Origin of the sequence: Microbacterium sp. LBN7 (genome assembly GCF_045690345.1) — a bacterium.
Lineage (GTDB): Bacteria > Actinomycetota > Actinomycetes > Actinomycetales > Microbacteriaceae > Microbacterium.
Genome location: NZ_CP147856.1, coordinates 1,663,456 through 1,680,887 on the forward strand (window position 1 = coordinate 1,663,456; position 17,432 = coordinate 1,680,887).

At 69.8% G+C, this 17,432-nt stretch carries 14 protein-coding genes; 5 read left to right on the plus strand and 9 right to left on the minus strand.

What is annotated here, in order from left to right; translation table 11 throughout:
* The first annotated feature begins 5 nt into the window (after window positions 1-5).
* Window positions 6-1,082: a sensor histidine kinase gene (locus LBN7_RS07885; protein ID WP_407361450.1), complete on the plus strand. Its 1,077-nt coding sequence runs from the start codon at window positions 6-8 to the stop codon at window positions 1,080-1,082.
* 60 nt (window positions 1,083-1,142) lie between these two features.
* Here LBN7_RS07885 and LBN7_RS07890 read toward each other — a convergent pair whose 3' ends face one another.
* Window positions 1,143-2,102 (minus strand): helix-turn-helix transcriptional regulator, encoded by a 960-nt coding sequence (locus LBN7_RS07890; RefSeq protein WP_407361451.1) that lies wholly within the window; start codon window positions 2,100-2,102, stop codon window positions 1,143-1,145.
* A gap of 61 nt (window positions 2,103-2,163) precedes the next feature.
* Between LBN7_RS07890 and LBN7_RS07895 the strand changes: the two genes are divergently transcribed.
* The gene (locus tag LBN7_RS07895; protein WP_407361452.1) at window positions 2,164-3,330 is read left to right on the plus strand and encodes an epoxide hydrolase family protein; all 1,167 of its coding nucleotides are present in this window, start codon (window positions 2,164-2,166) and stop codon (window positions 3,328-3,330) included.
* 139 nt (window positions 3,331-3,469) lie between these two features.
* Here LBN7_RS07895 and LBN7_RS07900 read toward each other — a convergent pair whose 3' ends face one another.
* Window positions 3,470-4,474, minus strand: coding sequence for a LacI family DNA-binding transcriptional regulator (locus LBN7_RS07900; protein ID WP_407361453.1), 1,005 nt, complete (start codon window positions 4,472-4,474; stop codon window positions 3,470-3,472).
* A 152-nt stretch (window positions 4,475-4,626) separates the two neighbouring features.
* Between LBN7_RS07900 and LBN7_RS07905 the strand changes: the two genes are divergently transcribed.
* Together LBN7_RS07905 and LBN7_RS07910 are read left to right on the plus strand one after the other, a co-directional pair.
* The gene (locus LBN7_RS07905) at window positions 4,627-5,562 is read left to right on the plus strand and encodes a dihydrodipicolinate synthase family protein (RefSeq protein WP_207769977.1); all 936 of its coding nucleotides are present in this window, start codon (window positions 4,627-4,629) and stop codon (window positions 5,560-5,562) included.
* 154 nt (window positions 5,563-5,716) lie between these two features.
* Window positions 5,717-6,949: an Nramp family divalent metal transporter gene (locus tag LBN7_RS07910; protein ID WP_116636069.1), complete on the plus strand. Its 1,233-nt coding sequence runs from the start codon at window positions 5,717-5,719 to the stop codon at window positions 6,947-6,949.
* Window positions 6,950-7,191: 242 nt separating this feature from the next.
* On the opposite strand, the gene LBN7_RS07915 is transcribed toward LBN7_RS07910, so the two are convergent.
* Window positions 7,192-7,848: an FMN-dependent NADH-azoreductase gene (locus LBN7_RS07915; RefSeq protein ID WP_116636070.1), complete on the minus strand. Its 657-nt coding sequence runs from the start codon at window positions 7,846-7,848 to the stop codon at window positions 7,192-7,194.
* Between the two features lie 76 nt (window positions 7,849-7,924).
* On the opposite strand from LBN7_RS07915, the gene LBN7_RS07920 reads away from it, so the two are divergent.
* Complete coding sequence (locus LBN7_RS07920) at window positions 7,925-8,263, plus strand: winged helix-turn-helix transcriptional regulator (RefSeq protein ID WP_407361454.1); 339 nt, start codon at window positions 7,925-7,927, stop codon at window positions 8,261-8,263.
* 182 nt (window positions 8,264-8,445) lie between these two features.
* On the opposite strand, the gene LBN7_RS07925 is transcribed toward LBN7_RS07920, so the two are convergent.
* The 6 genes from LBN7_RS07925 to LBN7_RS07950 all read right to left on the minus strand — a co-directional run bounded on the left by LBN7_RS07925 (window position 8,446) and on the right by LBN7_RS07950 (window position 17,390).
* The gene (locus LBN7_RS07925; RefSeq protein ID WP_407361455.1) at window positions 8,446-10,014 is read right to left on the minus strand and encodes an SDR family NAD(P)-dependent oxidoreductase; all 1,569 of its coding nucleotides are present in this window, start codon (window positions 10,012-10,014) and stop codon (window positions 8,446-8,448) included.
* Window positions 10,015-10,164: 150 nt separating this feature from the next.
* Window positions 10,165-10,923 carry an SDR family NAD(P)-dependent oxidoreductase gene (locus tag LBN7_RS07930; RefSeq protein ID WP_407361456.1) on the minus strand — a complete coding sequence of 253 codons (759 nt, stop codon included), beginning with the start codon at window positions 10,921-10,923 and terminating at the stop codon, window positions 10,165-10,167.
* A 20-nt stretch (window positions 10,924-10,943) separates the two neighbouring features.
* Window positions 10,944-12,293 (minus strand): ATP-NAD kinase family protein, encoded by a 1,350-nt coding sequence (locus LBN7_RS07935; RefSeq protein ID WP_407361457.1) that lies wholly within the window; start codon window positions 12,291-12,293, stop codon window positions 10,944-10,946.
* The gene (gene gcvPB / locus LBN7_RS07940; protein WP_407361458.1) at window positions 12,290-13,903 is read right to left on the minus strand and encodes an aminomethyl-transferring glycine dehydrogenase subunit GcvPB; all 1,614 of its coding nucleotides are present in this window, start codon (window positions 13,901-13,903) and stop codon (window positions 12,290-12,292) included. Before gcvPB ends, LBN7_RS07935 begins: the two co-directional genes overlap by 4 nt.
* The gene (gene gcvPA, locus LBN7_RS07945) at window positions 13,900-15,294 is read right to left on the minus strand and encodes an aminomethyl-transferring glycine dehydrogenase subunit GcvPA (protein WP_407361459.1); all 1,395 of its coding nucleotides are present in this window, start codon (window positions 15,292-15,294) and stop codon (window positions 13,900-13,902) included. Before gcvPA ends, gcvPB begins: the two co-directional genes overlap by 4 nt.
* A complete protein-coding gene (locus tag LBN7_RS07950; RefSeq protein WP_407361460.1) occupies window positions 15,291-17,390 on the minus strand; it encodes a beta-galactosidase in 2,100 nt (699 codons plus the stop codon). Before LBN7_RS07950 ends, gcvPA begins: the two co-directional genes overlap by 4 nt.
* Window positions 17,391-17,432: the final 42 nt, after the last annotated feature.

The window sequence follows — 17,432 nt, forward strand, 5'->3', positions numbered from 1 at the left end:
CCGGGATGAGCGCCCGCCTCAAGCTCACGCTGAGCTACGCCGGGATCGTCGTGTTCTCCGGCATCCTGCTCCTCGCCGCCGTCGGCCTCTTCCTGCTGCGATATGTGCCGGACGCGCAGATCGTGGCCGACATCTTCGTTCCGAACCGCTCGGATCTGCTGCGGGCCTTCGTGCCCGTCGCCGGTGTCGTGATGGTGGTGTTGATCGCCCTGGGGCTCGGCGGCGGCTGGCTCCTCGCCGGACGGATGCTGGCGCCGCTCGACCGGATCAGCGACGCGGCGAAGCTCGCGACGCAGGGCTCGCTGTCGCATCGTGTCGCGCTCGAAGGGTCGCGTGACGAGTTCCGTGACCTCGCCGACGTCTTCGACTCGATGCTCGAGCAGCTCGAGGCGCAGGTCGCCGAGCAGCAGCGGTTCGCCGCGAACGCCTCGCACGAGCTGCGCACTCCGCTGGCGATCTCGCAGACCCTGCTGGAGGTCGCCCGCACCGATCCCGAGCGCGATGTCGATGCGCTGATCACCCGACTGCAGGAGGTCAACGCTCGCGCGATCGAGCTCACCGAGGCGCTGCTCCTGCTCAGCCGCGCCGAGCGCCGGTCGTTCACCCGCGAGGTCGTCGACCTGTCGCTCCTGGCCGAGGAGGCGGTCGAAGCCCTCCTCCCGCTCGCGGATCGACGCGGTGTCGCCGTCGAGGTGGGAGGCGTCGCCGCTCCGGTGCTGGGGTCGTCGGCTCTGCTGCAGCAGCTCGTCACGAACCTCGTGCTCAACGCCGTCGTGCACAATCTGCCCTCCGGAGGCGCCGTGGCGGTGCGCACGCACGCGACGCCGCACGCCGTGGCGCTGGTGGTCGAGAACACCGGCGAGGTGCTGCCCGCCTATCGCGTGGCGACGCTCACCGAGCCGTTCCAGCGGGGTGCCGAGCGCACGCGCGATGAGGATCATGCCGGGGTGGGGCTCGGACTCGCGATCGCACAGCGCATCACCCAGGCCCACGGCGGTTCCCTCGTGCTCACTCCGCGGGCGGACGGCGGTCTGATCGTCACGGTGTGGCTGCCGCATCCGTACCCGTCGCCGCTGGGCTGAGGGCGCCGGCTGTTGGCGGGCGGGGAGCCCGCGGATGCCGGTGCAGAGCCCGGTCGAGGCTCAGTCCGCTCCGGCTCCGCGCACGAGCCGCGCCGCGATCTCGATCATCGCCTGCCGCACCTCGTCGCCGTCGAGCAGTTCGAACGCGATGCCGCAGATGCCGATGTAGAGGGCGAACTCCTCCGGTGAATCGGAACCGGCGGTGAGGATGCTGGTGCCGTCGCCCTGGTCGACGACCTGCGCGACCGTGGCGTCGAAGTGCCGTGTGACGACATCCGCGGGAGCGTGCATGCGGAACCTCGCACGATGGCGATACGGAGCGGTGGTGATGCTGCGAGCGGTGAACTGCCGAAGGGCGTCGTCGGGGATGTCCCTGCGCGGGAACTCCTCGCGAAGGATGAGCGGATGCCGCATCCGATCCACGCGCAGCGTGCGCCACGCCTCGCGCTCCGGGTCCCACGCGACGAGGTACCAGCGCTCGGCGGTGTGCACGACGCGGTGCGACTCGACGACCCGACGCACCTCCTCTCCGTCGTGCCTCGTGTAGTCCACCTGCATCCGCCGACGCTCCGCGATCGCGGTGGCGATCGTCGTGACGACCGAGACGTCGACGTCATCGTGCCGTGTGGACAGCGGCACCATCGCCTGTTCGACCTCGACGATCTGGCGCCGGGTCGCCGCCGAGAGTGATTGCTCGAGCTTCGCGAGCGCTCGGGCCGACGCCTCCTCGATCCCGGTGACGACACCCGTGGCCGCGGCGCGGAGGCCGACCGCGATCGCGACGGATTCGTCGACCGAGAGCGTGAGCGGCGGCACGGCCGCACCCGCTCCGAGCCGGTAGCCGCCGTGTCGTCCACGCGTCGCCTCGATGCCGTAGCCGAGTTCGCGCAGGTCGTCGATGTCGCGGCGCAGCGTGCGCGCGCTCACCTCCAGCCGTTCCCGCAGTTCGGCGCCGCTCCATTCTCGACGGGCCTGCAGCAGACCGAGGAGTTCGAGGGTGCGTCCGGTGGTGCGGGTCATGATCCGATCCTCTTGCTCTCTCAGGTCATATTGTGACCGCTTTGGTCGAGAGAGTGAAGTCATGAACACGACACAGATCGACCCCCGCGTCCACTCCTTCCGCGTCGATGTCTCCGATGCCGCCGTGCACGATCTCCGCGCGCGGCTGCGGAATGCTCGATTCCCGCAGCCCCTGCCGGTCGACGACCGGCGCACCGGCATCCCGTCCGCCGAACTGCAGGACCTCGTCGCGCGCTGGGCCGAACACGACTGGCGAGGGACCGAAGAGCGCCTGAATGCTCTGCCGCACATCATCACCGACATCGAGGGTCAGAGCATCCACGCCGTACACGTGCGATCTGCCCACCCGGATGCGACGCCGCTGCTGCTCCTGCACGGCTGGCCGGGTTCGTTCCTGGAGTTCGAAGGGCTGATCGACCCGCTCACCGATCCCGTCGCGCACGGGGGAGATGCGGGCGACGCGTTCGACGTGATCGTCCCCTCGCTCCCCGGATTCGGATTCTCGATGCCGCTCGTCGGCACTGCCTGGGGCACCCGCGAGATCGCCGGAGCGATGCTCGAGTTGATGACCCGCCTCGGATACGACCGCTTCGCCGTGCAGGGCGGCGACGTCGGCGCCGGGGTCGCTCCCGAGATCGGCCGGCTCGCACCGGAGCGCGTGATCGGCGTGCATGTGAACGGGTCGCTCGGGAACTTCGTCGGCGACCTCGACGAGGAGACCACCGCGTCTCTCACACCCCTCGAGCAGGATCGTCTGCGCCGCATCTCCGAGTTCATGCAGAACGAGTTCGGCTATATCTCGATGCAGTCCACGCGTCCCGGCCTCGTCGGACAGGTGCTCGCCGACAGCCCGGTCGGGCAGTTCGCCTGGATCCTCGACAAGCTCCAGGCGTGGACGCATCCGGTCGAGACACCCGCCATCGACATCCTCGGCGAGCGCTTCGTCTTCGAGAACGCAGCTCTCTACTGGTTCACGGCATCCGCCGGCACGTCGGCGTTCGTCGGATACGCGCAGGGAGGCGGCTGGGGCGAGGTCCCCGAAAGCTCCGGTGTCCCGACGGCGGTCATCGTGTTCGCGCACGACGTCGGGCTGCGTTTCGCCGAGGAGAAGTCCCACCACATCGTGCGCTGGACCGACGTCGTGGGCCAGGGCGGCCACTTCGCCGCCATGGAGGAGCCGGACATGCTCGTCGCCGACGTGCGGGAGTTCTTCCGGGCGCTGCGGTAGCCGGCCCGTCGGGGCGGCAGCACACCTGCAGGCCGATTTCACGGATGCAGGTCCGGACTACCTTTTCCGGACCTGCATCCGTCATCTCTCCCGACAAGTGTGCCGAGCGGATGCCGGGAGACGGCGGATGCCGCTGCGGTCAGCGACCGAGGGCGGCGGTCGAGGCCCTCGGGATGAGGGTCGGCAGGGCGCGGGTGATGGCGCCCGGGCCGCCGAGCAGGTCGAGCGCGCTGGCGGCGATCTGATCGAAGGCCGTGCGCACCGACGTCAGCGGCACGGGGAGCATGGCTGCCAGCGGGATGTCGTTGTATCCGACGACCGACACGTCGCGCCCGACGGTCAATCCGGCGGCGGATGCGGCGGCGACGACCCCGATCGCGAGGTTGTCGTTGGCCGCGAAGATCGCGGTCGGGCGGGATGCCGCGGCGAGAAGCTCACGCCCGGCGATGTGGCCGGACTCGATGCCGTAGCCGGTCGAGATGACGCGCTCCTCCGCGAGCTCGATTCCGGCCTCGGCGAGCGCCCGTCGAGCCCCGGAGAGGCGATCGCGCGCGCTCGAGGTGAACCACGGCCCGGTGATGACGGCGATCTCCCGGTGGCCGAGGTCGACGAGGTGCCGCGCGGCGAAGTAGCCGCCGGCCTCGTCGTCGCCGAGCGCCGACGGACTGACGCCATCGGTGCGGAGGACGAGCGAGTGCGCGACTCCACGCTCGCGCAGCGACGCCGGAAGGGTGTCATCCAGCCGCGCGGTCGCGAGGATCAAGCCGTCGACGTTCCGGTCGAGAAGGGTCTCGGTCGCCCGCCGCTCCTCGACCGGGTCGTCGCCGCAGGTCGCCACCACGGCGAACGAGCCGCGGGAACGGGCAGTGCGTTCGATCGCCTCGAACATCAGCGCCATGACGTGGTCGGTGAGCCGGGGGACGAGCACGCCGATGGTTCCGGTCGCACCGCGGCGGAGGCCGGAGGCGAACATGTTGCGGCGGTAGCCCAGCTCGTCGGCGATCCGACGCACCTTCTCGGCCGTCGAGGAGCGCGACGGCGGCGTGCGATCGTCGAGCACGCGGCTGACGGTGGAGATGCTGACGCCGGATGCCGCGGCCACGTCCTTCAGCGTGACGACATGTCGCTCCTGCTGCTCGTCCATGGCGTCCCCCTCGACTGATTCCGGATCCGGGTGTTGACATCCCCCGTGCCTCCGATCATACTTGCAATCGTTCCTGCAAACGTTCCCGCGAACGTTCCCACAATCTCGAAGCCGAGAACATCAGCGAAGAAGCTCCAAGGAAAGGACCGATCATGACTCTCGACCTCCGCGGCCTCAACCCCGCCCCTGTCACCCCGTTCACCGAGGACGGAGCCGTCGACTACGACGCCATCCAGCGCCTCGGCTCCTGGCTCGGCTCGATCGACGGCGTCAAGAGCCTCGTCGTGCTCGGCCACGCCGGCGAGGGCACGTTCCTCACCGAGGAGGAGCAGCTCGACGTCATCCGCGCGTTCGTCGCCTCGACAGACGGCCGCGTCCCGGTCATCGCCGGCATCACCAAGGAGGGCAACAAGACCGCTGCTCTCGAGGCCAAGGCCGCCGTCGACGCCGGCGCGACCGCCGGTCTCGTGTACCCGTCGCACGGCTGGCTGCGCTTCGGCTACCAGCAGGGCGCCCCGCAGTCCCGGTACCGCGAGATCTACGAGGAGTCGGGCCTGCCCCTCATCCTCTTCCAGTACCCCGACAACACCAAGGCGACGTACGACCTCGACACGCAGCTCGAGATCGCCGGGCAAGAGGGCGTGTTCGCCACGAAGAACGGCGTCCGCAACATGCGCCGCTGGTACACCGAGATCCCCGCGCTGCGCGCCGCCTACCCCGACCTGCAGATCCTGTCCTGCCACGACGAGTACCTGCTGCCGACGATGTTCGACGTCGACGGTCTGCTGGTCGGCTACGGCAACGTCGCTCCCGAGCCGCTCATCGAGCTCATCGCCGCAGGCAAGGCGCGCGACTATGAGGCAGCGCACGCGATCCACGAGCGCCTGCTCCCGGTGACGCAGAACGTGTACCACCGCGGCTCGCACATGGAGGGCACCGTCGCCCTGAAGTGGGGCCTCGTGCAGCGCGGCATCCTCGATCACGCGACCGTCCGCACGCCGCTGCTCCCCCTGCCGGACGGGGCGGATGCCGAGATCGCCGCCGCCTTCGCTCTCGCCGGACTCGGCAAGGTCACCGTCTCCGCGTGACGACCAGGGCGGGGCGGTCGCCCGAGACCGCCCCGTCCACCACCCCCCTGCAGTCAACGACGACTCGAAGGACACGAACATGAACGAACGCACGAAAACGCGTCACGCCTCGCCCACACCCGGCACTGGCTATGGGCGGGTCTCCACTGAGACGATGAAGAACATCGTCACCTCACGCAAGCAACGGCGCCCGTTCTGGCAGCACCTGGCCCTCATCGGTCCGGCGTTCGTCGCGGGCGCCTGGCAGTTCGGCCCCGGCAACCTGACCACCGCGGTCCAGGCCGGGAGCGGCTACCAGTACGCCCTCATCTGGGTGATCGTGGTCTCGACGATCCTGATGATCTTCCTCACCGACATGGCCGTGCGCCTCGGCATCAAGTCGCCCACGTCGCTCATCTCCTCCATCAAGGAGCACCTCGGCGGTTGGGTGGGCGTGCTCGCCGGCATCGGCGTCTTCCTCATCACGCTGTGCTTCTCGGTCGGCAACGCCGTCGGCTCCGGCCTCGGCCTGTCGATGCTCTTCGGCGGCAGCCCGATCATGTGGACGGTCATCTGCACCGCCGCGGTCGCCGCGCTGCTGCTGCTCCGCAACGTTTACCGCGTCGTCGAGAAGGTCCTCATCGTGATCGTCGCGCTGATGGCGATCGCGTTCATCGCCTCGGCGTTCATCTCGAACCCCGACTGGGCCGCGGCCGGAGCAGGACTCCTCCCCACGTTCCCGGGCGGCGCGTGGCTTCTCATCGTCGCGCTCGTCGGCACGAACTTCTCCATCAACGCCGCGTTCTACACGGCCTACGGCACGAAGGAGCGCGGTCGGACCGAGGCCGACTACCGCGACGTGACGATCGTCGACACGATCCCCGGCATCGTCGCGCCCGGCATCATGACCGCGCTGGTCATCGTCGTCGCGGCATCCGTCCTGGGCAAGACCGGAGAGGCGGCGCCGACCGTGGTCGCCCTCGCCGGGATCTTCGAGCCGCTGGCCGGTCCCGTCGGCTCGACCGTGTTCGCGCTCGGATTCTTCGGCGCTGCGTTCTCGTCGATGATCGCGAATGCGACGGCCGGAGGCACGATGCTGTCCGACGGACTGGGTCGTGGCGCGTCGTCGAGCTCGCTCACCGCGAAGCTCGTGAGCGCCGGCATCCTCGTCTTCGGCATCGCCGTGACGGTGATCTTCCAGGAGTCTCCGGTGCAGCTGATCGTCATCGCGCAGGCGCTGACCGTCTTCGTCGCGCCGGTGCTCGCCGCGCTGATCATCGTCATGGCGAACCGCGTGAAGCTCATGGGCGACATGCGCAACACCTGGTGGCAGAACGCGGCAGGCATCATCGGCCTGGTGGCCGTGCTCGCCCTCTCTGTGCGGCTGTTCCTGACCCTGATCGGGTAGCCACCGGCACAGTCGTCGGGACATTTCACGGATGCAGGTCCAGAACGCGATTCTGGACCTGCATCCGTGTTCTCGACCTGCAAAGTGCGCCGAACGGATGCCGGGGCCGGGCGGATCCGGAGCCCAGGTGCAGCCTTCCGCATCGAGTTCTGAGGCCGATATGAGCTTCTGCGGCCCGAATCCCCCGATCCGGGCCGCAGAAGTCGCGGATGGCCGCAGAAGTCGCGGCCGGATGCCGTGACTCAGGCGACCTGCGAGCCCCGCAGCGCGGCGACCTCACGGCCGTACGTGACCGCGTCGGTCTCGGCAGCCTCCTTGAGCTCCTGCGCGGTGTCGGCGAACGCGTCGAGCGCCGGGTTCACGCCCACGAGGGTGAACGGACGCTGCACGACGCGCAGGTCGAGGCCCCAGACATCCTCGAGCACGCGACGCAGCCATCCGGTCGAGTGGTCCCAGCCGTCCTTGGGCGTGCCGGGCGCGTAGTTTCCGCCGAGCACCGTGACGAGGGTCGCGGGCTTGCCGTTCAGGGCCGTGCCCGTCGGGTCGATCCGCGGATCGGTGTAGGCGAGGTCGAACCAGGTCTTGAAGTGCTGCGAGACGCCGTAGTTGTAGAGCGGCACGGCGAACAGCAGCGCGTCGGCGCCGATCAGCTCGTCCGCGAAGCTCGTGGCGAGCGCGCGGGCCTCGTTCTGCGCGGGGGTGCGCTGGGCTGCGTCGACGAATCCGCCGGTGACGGCATCCGCCCACGCCGTCGCGGGAACGGGGTCAGCCGCGAGGTCGCGGCGCGTGACCGTCGAGTCGGGGTGTGATGCCGTCCACTCGGCCTCGACGAGGTCGGCGAGTGCGCGGCTGGCGGACGACGCGGGAAGGATGCTGGCATCCAGGCGGAACAGGGACATGTCAAACCTCTCGTTTTCGTAGTCGCTAGGTTTTTCTTAGCGGCAGTGGTTAACGTAGCACGAGTAGGATGGAGGCATGCCCGAGCTCGAGGAGGCAGTGCAACGGTGTGACGCCGCCGTCACGCTGGCCTTCAGCGTGCTCGGAAAGCGGTGGAACGGCATGATCGTCGCCTCGCTCGGCGCCGGGCCCTCGACCTTCGTCGCGCTGCGCCGCGCTGTGGCCGGGATCAGCGACACCGTCCTCTCCGACCGGCTCGCCGAACTCGCCGAGACCGGGCTCGTGGCCCGCACGGTCGACGCCGGCCCCCCGGTCACCGTGTCGTACGCCCTGACCGCGAGCGGGCAGGGTCTGCTGCCCATCCTCGATCAGCTCGGCGCGTGGGCCTCGGTCAACCTGGAGCGCCGCGAGGCCTGAGACCCTGATCAGATCCGGCATCCGTCCCCGGCATCCGTCCCCGGCAGGCCCACTCCCGGCATCCATCCCCGGTTTGCAGGTCGAGATCACATTTGCAGGTCGAGATCCTCGATTCTGACCTGCAAAGTGCGATCCCGACCGACATCCTGCCCCAGATCGGACAATACCGGCCGGCCGCGACCTCACCAGGGGCTGGGCTCGTAGTCCTTCAGGAACACGCCGTGCACGTCTTCGCCGGCCTCGCCGCGCACGATCGGGTCGTACACGCGGGCGGCGCCGTCGACCAGGTCGAGCGGAGCGTGGAAGCCCTCCTCGGCCAGGCGCACCTTCGTGTAGTGCGGGCGTTCGTCGGTGATCCAGCCGGTGTCGACGGCGGTCATCAGGATTCCGTCGGTCTCGAGCATCTCACCGGCACTCGTGCGCGTGAGCATGTTCAGCGCGGCCTTCGCCATGTTCGTGTGCGGATGCCCCGGGCCCTTGTACCGGCGGGAGAACTGCCCCTCCATCGCCGACACGTTGACGACGTACTTGCGGTGGGAATCGGATGCCGCCATCGACGCGCGCAGGCGGCTGATCAGCAGGAACGGCGCCGTGGTGTTGGCGAGCTGCACCTCGAGCATCTCGAGCGGATCGACCTGGTCGATCGACTGCACCCAGCTGTTCACGCGGTTGACGTCGGGCACGAGTCCGCCCGCGTCGATCGCGGTGCCGTCGGCGTGCTTCTCGAGCGACGACGACCCCGGCGCCATCGCCAGCCTTGCGAGGTCTTCCGCGGTGAGCGCCTGACCACCCTGCTCGGCGACCGTTCCGCCGAGGGCGGCGACCGACAGCAGCGGGTGCGAGTCGACCGACGCCTGCAGCGCCTGGGGGTGCGGGTCGACGGTGTGCCCGAAGGTCTCCATCTCGGGGAGCGGTCCGTCGGGGAGCGGCTGCAGCTCGGCATCCGCCAGCAGCGAGTAGGCACCGGGCGAGCGGCGCACGGTCTGCGCGGCGTTGTTGATGAGGATGTCGAGCGGACCCTGGGCGGCGACCGAGTCGGCCAGCCCGATCACCTGGGCGGGGTCGCGCAGGTCGATGCCGACGACGCGAAGGCGGTGCAGCCAGTCGGCCGAGTCGGGCAGGGCCGAGAAACGGCGCACAGCGTCCCGCGGGAAGCGCGTCGTGATCGTGGTGTGCGCACCGTCGCGCAGCAGCCGCAGCGCGATGTGCATGCCGATCTTGGCGCGGCCTCCGGTGAGCAGCGCGCGCTTGCCGGTGAGGTCGGTGCGGGCGTTGCGCTTGCCGTGGCTGAAGCGCGCGCAGTCGGGGCACAGCTGGTGGTAGAACGCGTCGACCACCGTGTACGGCTGCTTGCAGATGTAGCAGTTGCGGGGCTTCAGCAGCTCCCCCGCGATCGGGGCATCCACCACGCTCGTCGCGAGGTCATGACCGCGGGTCTCGTCGTCGATGCGATCGGGAGCACCCGTGGCCGTGCGGGCGACGACGGCCTTGTCGGCCTCGGCGATCGCATCGCGGATCTCCTTGCGGCGCACGCGCTTGACGGCCTTGAACATCGCGGCGGTCGCGTGGCGCACGGCGACGAAGTCCGGATGCTCGTTGTCGATCTCGTGCAGGTGCGCGAGCACGCGGAGGGTCGTGGCCAGATCGTCGGGGTCGATGCCGGCGCCCAGCACGTCGCGTAGCCGATCGCTCGCGGTGACCTCGCCCGCGGGGTCTCCGAGCTCGTCGAAGGGTCCAGGCGCGTCGGTCATTGTGCCGATTTTACGCGAGTGTCCTGGGGGTTCGGTGCGGCTGGGTGCGCGTGCACAATTCAGCAAGAACGCGCGCGATCCGGCCGGTTCGGCTCCCGGCGCCGCGATCGGACGGATTCTTGCTGAATCGTGCACGCCCTCCACGAGTCGTCAGGCGATCCCGCCCCCGTCGACCACGAGCGCCGAGCCCGTCACGTACGACGAGTCGTCGCTCGCGAGCCAGACCACGGCCTGGGCGACCTCGTGCGGCTCGCCCATCCGGCGCAGCGGCCGGTCGGCGGCCTCGGCGAGGAACGCGTTCGTGTCCTGCGCAAGCTGGCGAGCCTCTTCGCGCAGCATCCCGGTGTTCACATCGCCCGGGTTGACCGAGTTCACCCGGATGCCGGCCGGCCCGTGGTCGATCGCCAGCGCACGGGTCATGTTCACCACGGCGCCCTTCGAGGCGCAGTACGAGATGGCCTGCCCGCCGCCCTTGAGGCCCCAGCCCGATCCGGTGTTGATGATCGAGCCGCCACCCGCAGCCTCCATGATCGGCACGATGTGCTTGCACATGAGGAAGATCGAGCGCACGTTCACGCCGAAGACGCGGTCCCACTCCTCGACGGTCGTCTCGACCGCGGTCGTGCGGCGGATGATGCCGGCGTTGTTGAAGACGACGTCCACCCCGCCGAACTCCGCGACCGCGGTCGCGACGACCCGCTCGATGTCGGGCTCGCTCGCGACATCGGCCGCGATCGCCAGGGCCGTGCCGCCCGCCTCGCGGATCTCGGCGGCGACCGCCTCGGCGGCCTCGACGTTCAGGTCGACGACGGCGACCGCGGCGCCTTCCGCCGCGAGCGCGATCGACGTGGCACGGCCGATGCCGCCGGCGCCACCGGTGACGATGGCCTTCTTGTTCTCGAGTCGCATGGGATTCCTTTCGGGTTCGTTCAGACGGGGGTGAGTTCGGGGGCCGTCACGGCGTACTGGCTGCTCGAGCCGACCCCGGTGACGACGCGGACGTGCCCGGCGAGCCGCGCATCGAGCTCGAGATCGCCGGTGTCGACCAGCAGGGGACGGCCATGCAGGTCGATGAGCTTCTGCTCGGGCGCGACGACGAGCAGCGGATCGTCTCCGAGGGCGCGGAGCACGGATGCCGAGAGCTGCTGGTTGCCCCGGCCGAGAAGGAAGCCCTGCCCGCCGATGACCGTGACCACGGCCTGAGCTGGCCCCCGGGCGATCTCGGCGAGGAGCTGCTGCTCGCTCGCGCCGCGCACGACGACTGCGCCGTCGAGGATCACGTCGACGCCGAGCGGACTGCCCTGCACGCCGAGCTGCCGGGCGACTTCGGCGGTGGTGCCACCGGGACCGAGCAGATAGCGGATGCCGGGCCGCATCTGCGACACCGCCCCCCGCGCTGCTGCCGCGACGGCCGCGGCTTCGGACGCCGGCGTCGCGGCCTTGCGCGCCTGGGTGCGCCCCGGAAGATAGGGCACCCGGAGCATCGCGTGAAGAGTGGGCTCGACGCGCGCCCGGCGCATCGCGGCCTCGTCGATGTCGAGCACCTCGCGGTCGTCGGTGGGCAGTCCGCCGCGGGTCACCCAGTCCGCGGCGAGCGCGCCCGCCGCCCGCGGGCTCACGGCGAACACGGGCGAGTACATCTTCACGCCGGCCGGGATGCCGAGGATCGCGGGCATCCGGGCGTCGGGCTCCCGGTCGGTCGGTTCGCAATTCAGCAAGGATTCGCCGGAACCGGTCTCAAACCTCCGCGAACCCCTCGGCACCGGGAATTCTGACTGAATTGCGAACGCGGCACCGGCCGCACCGAGTCCGGCCGCCGCATCCCGCAACGTGCCGTCGCCGCCCACGACGAGCACGAGGTCTGCTCCGGCAGCAGCGACTGCCGCGACAGCATGAGAGGTGTCCACCCCCTCGGTCGTTGAGCGAGCCGCAGGCGAGACGAAACGCGTGCCTCCGAGGTCGACCGCGGCAGACGGCGTTTCGTCTCGGTCGCCAAGGGCTCTCTCGCTCAACGACCGGGATGAGCACGGCGCATACACGACGCACGGCACGAGACCCGCGGCGCGCACGGCATCCGCGCCCATCTCGCCGGCTGCGGTGGCCACGACGAGACCCGGATGCTGCGCCGCGAGCACCGTCAATGCCAGGGCCGCCCGCTCCTGCACGCGCGAACGCGCACCTCGCGAGACCGCGAGACGTTGCACGTCCGCGCCGTCGGAGCCGGCCAGGCCCGCAGGCCCGCCGACTCCGGCGACAGGGTTGACGACGAGTCCGATCACGAGGCGATGGACTCCTCGAGGATCGACTCGACAGCATCCATAGGCACGTCATTGAGATACTTCCGCCGGTAGGCGCGCCAGGTGACGGCCCAGAGCTCCGGGTCGTCCAGGGAATCGTGATGCGTGTGGTGCACGGTCTGGTTGTGCGGGGCCGTCCGGACCAGCTCCGGATCCTCGCGCGCCTCCTGGGCCACACGGGCGAGCGCCGTGACGTACTCGTCGATCTCGGCCTTCGAGTAGCACTCGGTCGGCTCCAGCGTGAACGGCTGCGGCACCACGTAGGGGTGGTGGCTCGTCCAGTAGTGGAAGCCGTAGTCGGCCATGCGGATGCCGATCTCCTCCGACGTGATGCCGGTGTCCTCGAACAGCTCCTGCCAGGAATACCGCACCTGCTCGATGCGGCGTCGTCCGGTCGCGTAGGGCGCCGAGGCTCCGGGGATCTCGAGCACCTTCTTCAGCAGGTAGTTGTTGTTCAGCACGGCGATCTGCGACGCGGTCAGCAGGCCTTCCGCGCCGAGCGCCATGATCCACGCGTACGCACGCACCACGTGCAGGATGACTCCGTGCGCCGGCGCGACGTGCCCGATCGACAGCTCGCCGGGTTCGCGCACCACGAAGCGACCGTCGACCTTCTCGACCCGCGGGCCGGGGAGGAACGGCGCCAGCGTCGCAGAGACCGCGTTGGCCGCAGCTCCTGGGCCGCCGCTGCCGTGCGGGGCAGAGAACGTCTTGTGCAGGTTGAACTGGCAGACGTCGAAGCCGGCGTCGCGCGCACGGGTGATGCCGAGGATGCCGGCGGCGTTGGCCTGGTCGTACGAGGCGAGGGCTCCGACCGCGTGCGCGGCGTCGACCCACTCCCGGATGGCCGGGTTGTAGATGCCGGTGTCCTCGGGGTTCGTCACCATGATCGCGGCGGTCCGCTCAGACAGCGCGGCCTTCAGCGCATCCAGATCGGGGTAGCCGTCGGCATCCGGGTAGATCGTGATGATCTTGTACCCGGCGACCTTGGCGGCGGCGGCGTTGGACGGGTGGCTGAAGATCGTCGTGATGACCTCGTCGCGCTGATCCCCCTCGCCGCGGGACTCGTGGTACGCCCGGATCATCGCGATGTTCGTCCAGATGCCGGCCGATCCGCCGGGAGAGGCGAGCGAGACGGCATCCATCCCGGAGATCTCCTGCATCATCTGCTCGAGTCGCCAGATCAGCTCCAGTGCGCCCTGCGTGTCGGCCGGGTCCTGCGCCGGATGCAGCGCCCGCAGCTGCGGCACCTCGATGAGCTGGTCGTTGATCTTCGGCGAGTACTTGATGGTGCAGGTTCCCTGGCCGATGTCGACGTTCAGGTCGGAGCCGAGGTTCTCCTGCGACAGCCGCAGGTAGTGCTTGAGCACGCGCATCTGCGCGATCTCGGGCAGCGCAGGTGGTGCGGCCCGCCGCATCCCCTCGGGCAGGTCGGCGAGCACATCGCCGACCGCGTCGCGCACGTTCGGCTCGACGGGCGTGATCGACACGCCACGCTCGCCCGGGGTGGACAGCTCGACGACGATCGGCTCGTTCCAGCTGGCCTGGTGGAAGCGGCGCGGGCCGGTGGTGGGGGCGATGGGGAGGCTCATGCGCCGTGCTCCTTCGTCGTGTCGGAAGATCCGGTGTCGGAGGTGAAGGCCGCGATCGCGTCGGCCAGGCGGTCGATGTCGGCGGCCGAGGTGGCCTCGGTCACGCACACCAGCAGCGTCCGCTCGTCGAGCACGACTCCGGGCTCGATGCCCTGGGCGCGGAGCGCCGTGACGACGTCGGCGGCACGCGCGGCGACGAACCTGACCGTGAACTCGCGCAGGTGCAGCGCGGTGTCGCCGAGCTCCACACCCGGGATCGCCGCGAGCTTCTGCTGCGCATAGCGCGTGCGGGCCAGCAGCAGCTCGCCCAGCTCGGCCATGCCGGCTGGGCCCATCAGCGAGAGGTAGACGCCGGTGGCGATGCCCCACAGCGCGGCTGCCGTGCCGACCCACTCCTTGCCCTCTTCGCGCTGCGCGAACGAAGTGCGCTCGTAGGCGACGTCGCCGAAGCCGTACTCTCCCGGCACATCGGTGGATTCGAGCCCGAACAGGCGCGAGGGCATCTCCATGACGAAGCGCTCGTCGTCGTGCACGGCGATGAAACCGGCGTGCGCCCCGCCGAACCACTGGTGCAGCCCCAGCGACTGGATGTCGCCGGTGACGATGTCGGCGCCCTGCATCGACGGCGGCGTCAACACCCCGTAGCCGATCGGGTCGGTGCCGACCACGACGATCGCGCCGACCGCGTGCGCGGCCTCGGCGATCGCGGCCAGGCGGGTCTCGACGGCGCCGGTGGCGCTGGGCGTCTCGATCCAGACGGCGGCGACGTCGTCGCCCAGCAAGCCCTTCAGGGCGTCGAGGTCGGCGGTGCCGTCGGAGGGCGCGACCTGCTCGATCGTCAGGCTCGTGCGGATGTAGTCGTGCACCTTCGAGAGCTTCTCCGGCAGCACGTCGCTCAGCGCCAGCACACGGCCGCGGCCGGTGAGGCGTCCGGCCATCGCGAGACCCGTTGCCGTCGCCTGGTACCCGTCGTAGGTCGGCACGTTCACGACATCCATCGCGAGCAGCTCGGCCATCAGCGACTGGTACTCGAACAGCGCCTGGAAGCGCCCGTGATCTTCGTAGGGCTCGCCGGCGTACGCGGTGAGGAACTCGCTGCGGCGGATCACCTCGTCGACGACGGCGGGCACATAGTGGTTGTAGGTGCCGGCGCCGAGGAAGCTCAGACGCTCCTCGGTCGAGCGGTTCGTCGCGAGGATGCCGCGCACGTGGCGCGCGAGATCCTGCTCGGCGATCAGGGGTGCAGGCAGATCGAGCGGGCGGTTCAGACGGAGCGACGCCGGGACGTCGGCGTAGAACTCCTCGACGGACTCGGCCCCGACGGCCTCGAGCATCGCCGCACGCGATTCGGGTGCGGTGTTGGGGATGTACGGATGCACGAACGTCGTCATGCTTCCTCCTTCGGATCGTGGTCGTGCAGAGGCGAGGTCAGGGTGGCGAACGGGATGGCGTCGGACCGGGGCGCCGCGAGGACCGCGACGCCGTAGCGGTCGAGATCCAGACGTCCGGAATGACGGATGCCGGTGAGCAGATCGGTGCCCGCACCGGCGATCTCGACCGAGACCGGAGCGCGTCCGTGGTTCAGGTAGAAGGTGTAGTCGGTGTCATCGTCGGCGCGGGTGACGACCTCGACGTCGACGTCGGTGCGGTCGCGGGCCGGGAGTCCGGCCGTGAGCAGCACATCCCGGAAGATCGGCAGCATTCCCTCGGGTTCGACCATCGCGCTGAGGTACCAGGCCGAGCCGTCGCCGACCGGGCGTCGGGTCACGGCGGGCAGGCCGTCGAGCTCGCCGCTCGCGTACGTTCCCCGCACCTCGACGTCGTCGTCGGCCTCGAGCCACTCGCTCCAGTGCGGCACGGTGAGGCTCTCCCCCGCGTAGTCGATGGTCTCGGTGAGTCCTTCGGCGATCGGCCACTGCTCGTCGACCTCGATGCCGAGCAGGTCGCGCAGCAGACCGGGCGCTCCGCCCTCGTGCACCTTCTCGGTCGCGTCCACGACGCCCGAGAACGGCCCGACCACCAGGTGCCCGCCGCGCTCGACGAACGCACGGAGCGCATCGGCCTGCGGCTGCTCGACGATGTAGAGGTTCGGCACCACGACCACGTCGTACGCGTCGAACGGACCCGTGGCGCGCACGGCATCCGTCGGCTGACCCAGTGTGTACAGGGCCCGGTGCCAGGCGCGGGCCTGCTGCGCCCACTGCAGCCGCTGCGAGGGGAGCGACTCGACGGCGCTGATGCCCCACCAGGAATCCCAGTCGACGACCAGCGCGACGCGCGAGCGCACCCGGGTGCCGCGCACCGGCTCGAGCTTCTTCAGCTCGAGCCCGAGCGCCTTGGTCTCCTGGAAGCTGCGTGAGCGCTCACCGCGGTGGCCGAGCATCGACGAGTGGAACTTCTCCTGCCCGTACCGGGCCTGGCGCCACTGGAAGAACATCACGGCATCCGATCCGTGCGCGACGGCCTGCAGGCTCTCGACGCGGATCTTGCCCGGTGCCTTCGGCACGTTCACGTCGCGCCAGCTCGTGGCGCTGGCCGATGACTCGAGCAGGAGCCACGGCTGCCCGCCCTTGAGCGAGCGCATGAGTCCGTAGTTGAGCGCGGCGCCGACGTGCGAGGTCGGATCGGCCGGCTCCGGGTAGGCGTCGTCGGTGACCACGTCTTCGACGGCCGCGAAGTCCCAGTAGTCGAGGTCGCGGAACATGCTCATGAAGTTCGTGGTCACGGCGATGTCGGGCGTGACCTCGCGGAGCACGTCGATCTCGAGCTGGAACAGCTCGAGCAGCGCATCGGACGAGAACCGCTCGAAATCGAGCAGCTTGGTCGGATTGACCGGACCGGGCGCCTTCTTCGGCGTCTCGATGTGCTCCCATGACGTGTAGCGCTGGCCCCACACGTTGACGCCCCAGGCCTCGTTGAGTCCGTCGAGGTCGCCGTAGCGGTCGCGCAGCCAACGGCGGAAGTGCCGTGCCGACTCCGGGCACCAGCAGCGGGACGTGTGGTCGCCGTACTCGTTCGAGATGTGCCACATCGCGAGCCCCGGGTGCGCGCCGTAGCGCTCGGCCATGGCGCGGGTCATGCGTGCGACGTTCTCGCGCCAGATCGGCGAGGAGGGGCAGTAGGTCTGCCGGGAGCCGAACTCGAGGCGGTGGCCGTCGGCATCCCACGGCGCCATCTCGGGATGTGCGCGCAGCAGCCACGAGGGCGGGGTCGCGGTGGCGGTGGCGAGGTCGATCGCGATGCCGGCATCCCAGAGCAGGTCGATGATGCGGTCGAGCCAGGCCCAGTCGTAGACGCCGGGTTCGGGCTCGAGCTGCGGCCAGCTGAAGATCGGCAGGCTGACCATGTTCACGCCCGCCTCACGCATCAGGCGGATGTCTTCGTGCCAGGTCTCCTCCGACCACTGGTCGGGGTTGTAGTCGCCGCCGTAGGCGAGCGCGTCGAGGCGGACGCGCCGGATCGGCTGGTCGGCTGCGGATGCGGGCACGACGGCTCCTCTCTGAGTTCTCCCGTGCGGTTGCGGTCTCGC

What these genes read in the sequence shown, in the direction of transcription:
- LBN7_RS07885 (WP_407361450.1), top strand. Translation starts at nt 6, where the DNA reads ATGAGCGCCCGCCTCAAGCTCACGCTGAGCTACGCCGGGATCGTCGTG.
- gcvPB (WP_407361458.1), bottom strand. Translation starts at nt 13,903, where the DNA reads ATGAGCCTCCCCATCGCCCCCACCACCGGCCCGCGCCGCTTCCACCAG.
- LBN7_RS07920 (WP_407361454.1), top strand. Translation starts at nt 7,925, where the DNA reads ATGCCCGAGCTCGAGGAGGCAGTGCAACGGTGTGACGCCGCCGTCACG.
- LBN7_RS07900 (WP_407361453.1), bottom strand. Translation starts at nt 4,474, where the DNA reads ATGGACGAGCAGCAGGAGCGACATGTCGTCACGCTGAAGGACGTGGCC.
- LBN7_RS07905 (WP_207769977.1), top strand. Translation starts at nt 4,627, where the DNA reads ATGACTCTCGACCTCCGCGGCCTCAACCCCGCCCCTGTCACCCCGTTC.
- LBN7_RS07915 (WP_116636070.1), bottom strand. Translation starts at nt 7,848, where the DNA reads ATGTCCCTGTTCCGCCTGGATGCCAGCATCCTTCCCGCGTCGTCCGCC.
- LBN7_RS07925 (WP_407361455.1), bottom strand. Translation starts at nt 10,014, where the DNA reads ATGACCGACGCGCCTGGACCCTTCGACGAGCTCGGAGACCCCGCGGGC.
- LBN7_RS07890 (WP_407361451.1), bottom strand. Translation starts at nt 2,102, where the DNA reads ATGACCCGCACCACCGGACGCACCCTCGAACTCCTCGGTCTGCTGCAG.
- gcvPA (WP_407361459.1), bottom strand. Translation starts at nt 15,294, where the DNA reads ATGACGACGTTCGTGCATCCGTACATCCCCAACACCGCACCCGAATCG.
- LBN7_RS07895 (WP_407361452.1), top strand. Translation starts at nt 2,164, where the DNA reads ATGAACACGACACAGATCGACCCCCGCGTCCACTCCTTCCGCGTCGAT.
- LBN7_RS07930 (WP_407361456.1), bottom strand. Translation starts at nt 10,923, where the DNA reads ATGCGACTCGAGAACAAGAAGGCCATCGTCACCGGTGGCGCCGGCGGC.
- LBN7_RS07910 (WP_116636069.1), top strand. Translation starts at nt 5,717, where the DNA reads ATGAAGAACATCGTCACCTCACGCAAGCAACGGCGCCCGTTCTGGCAG.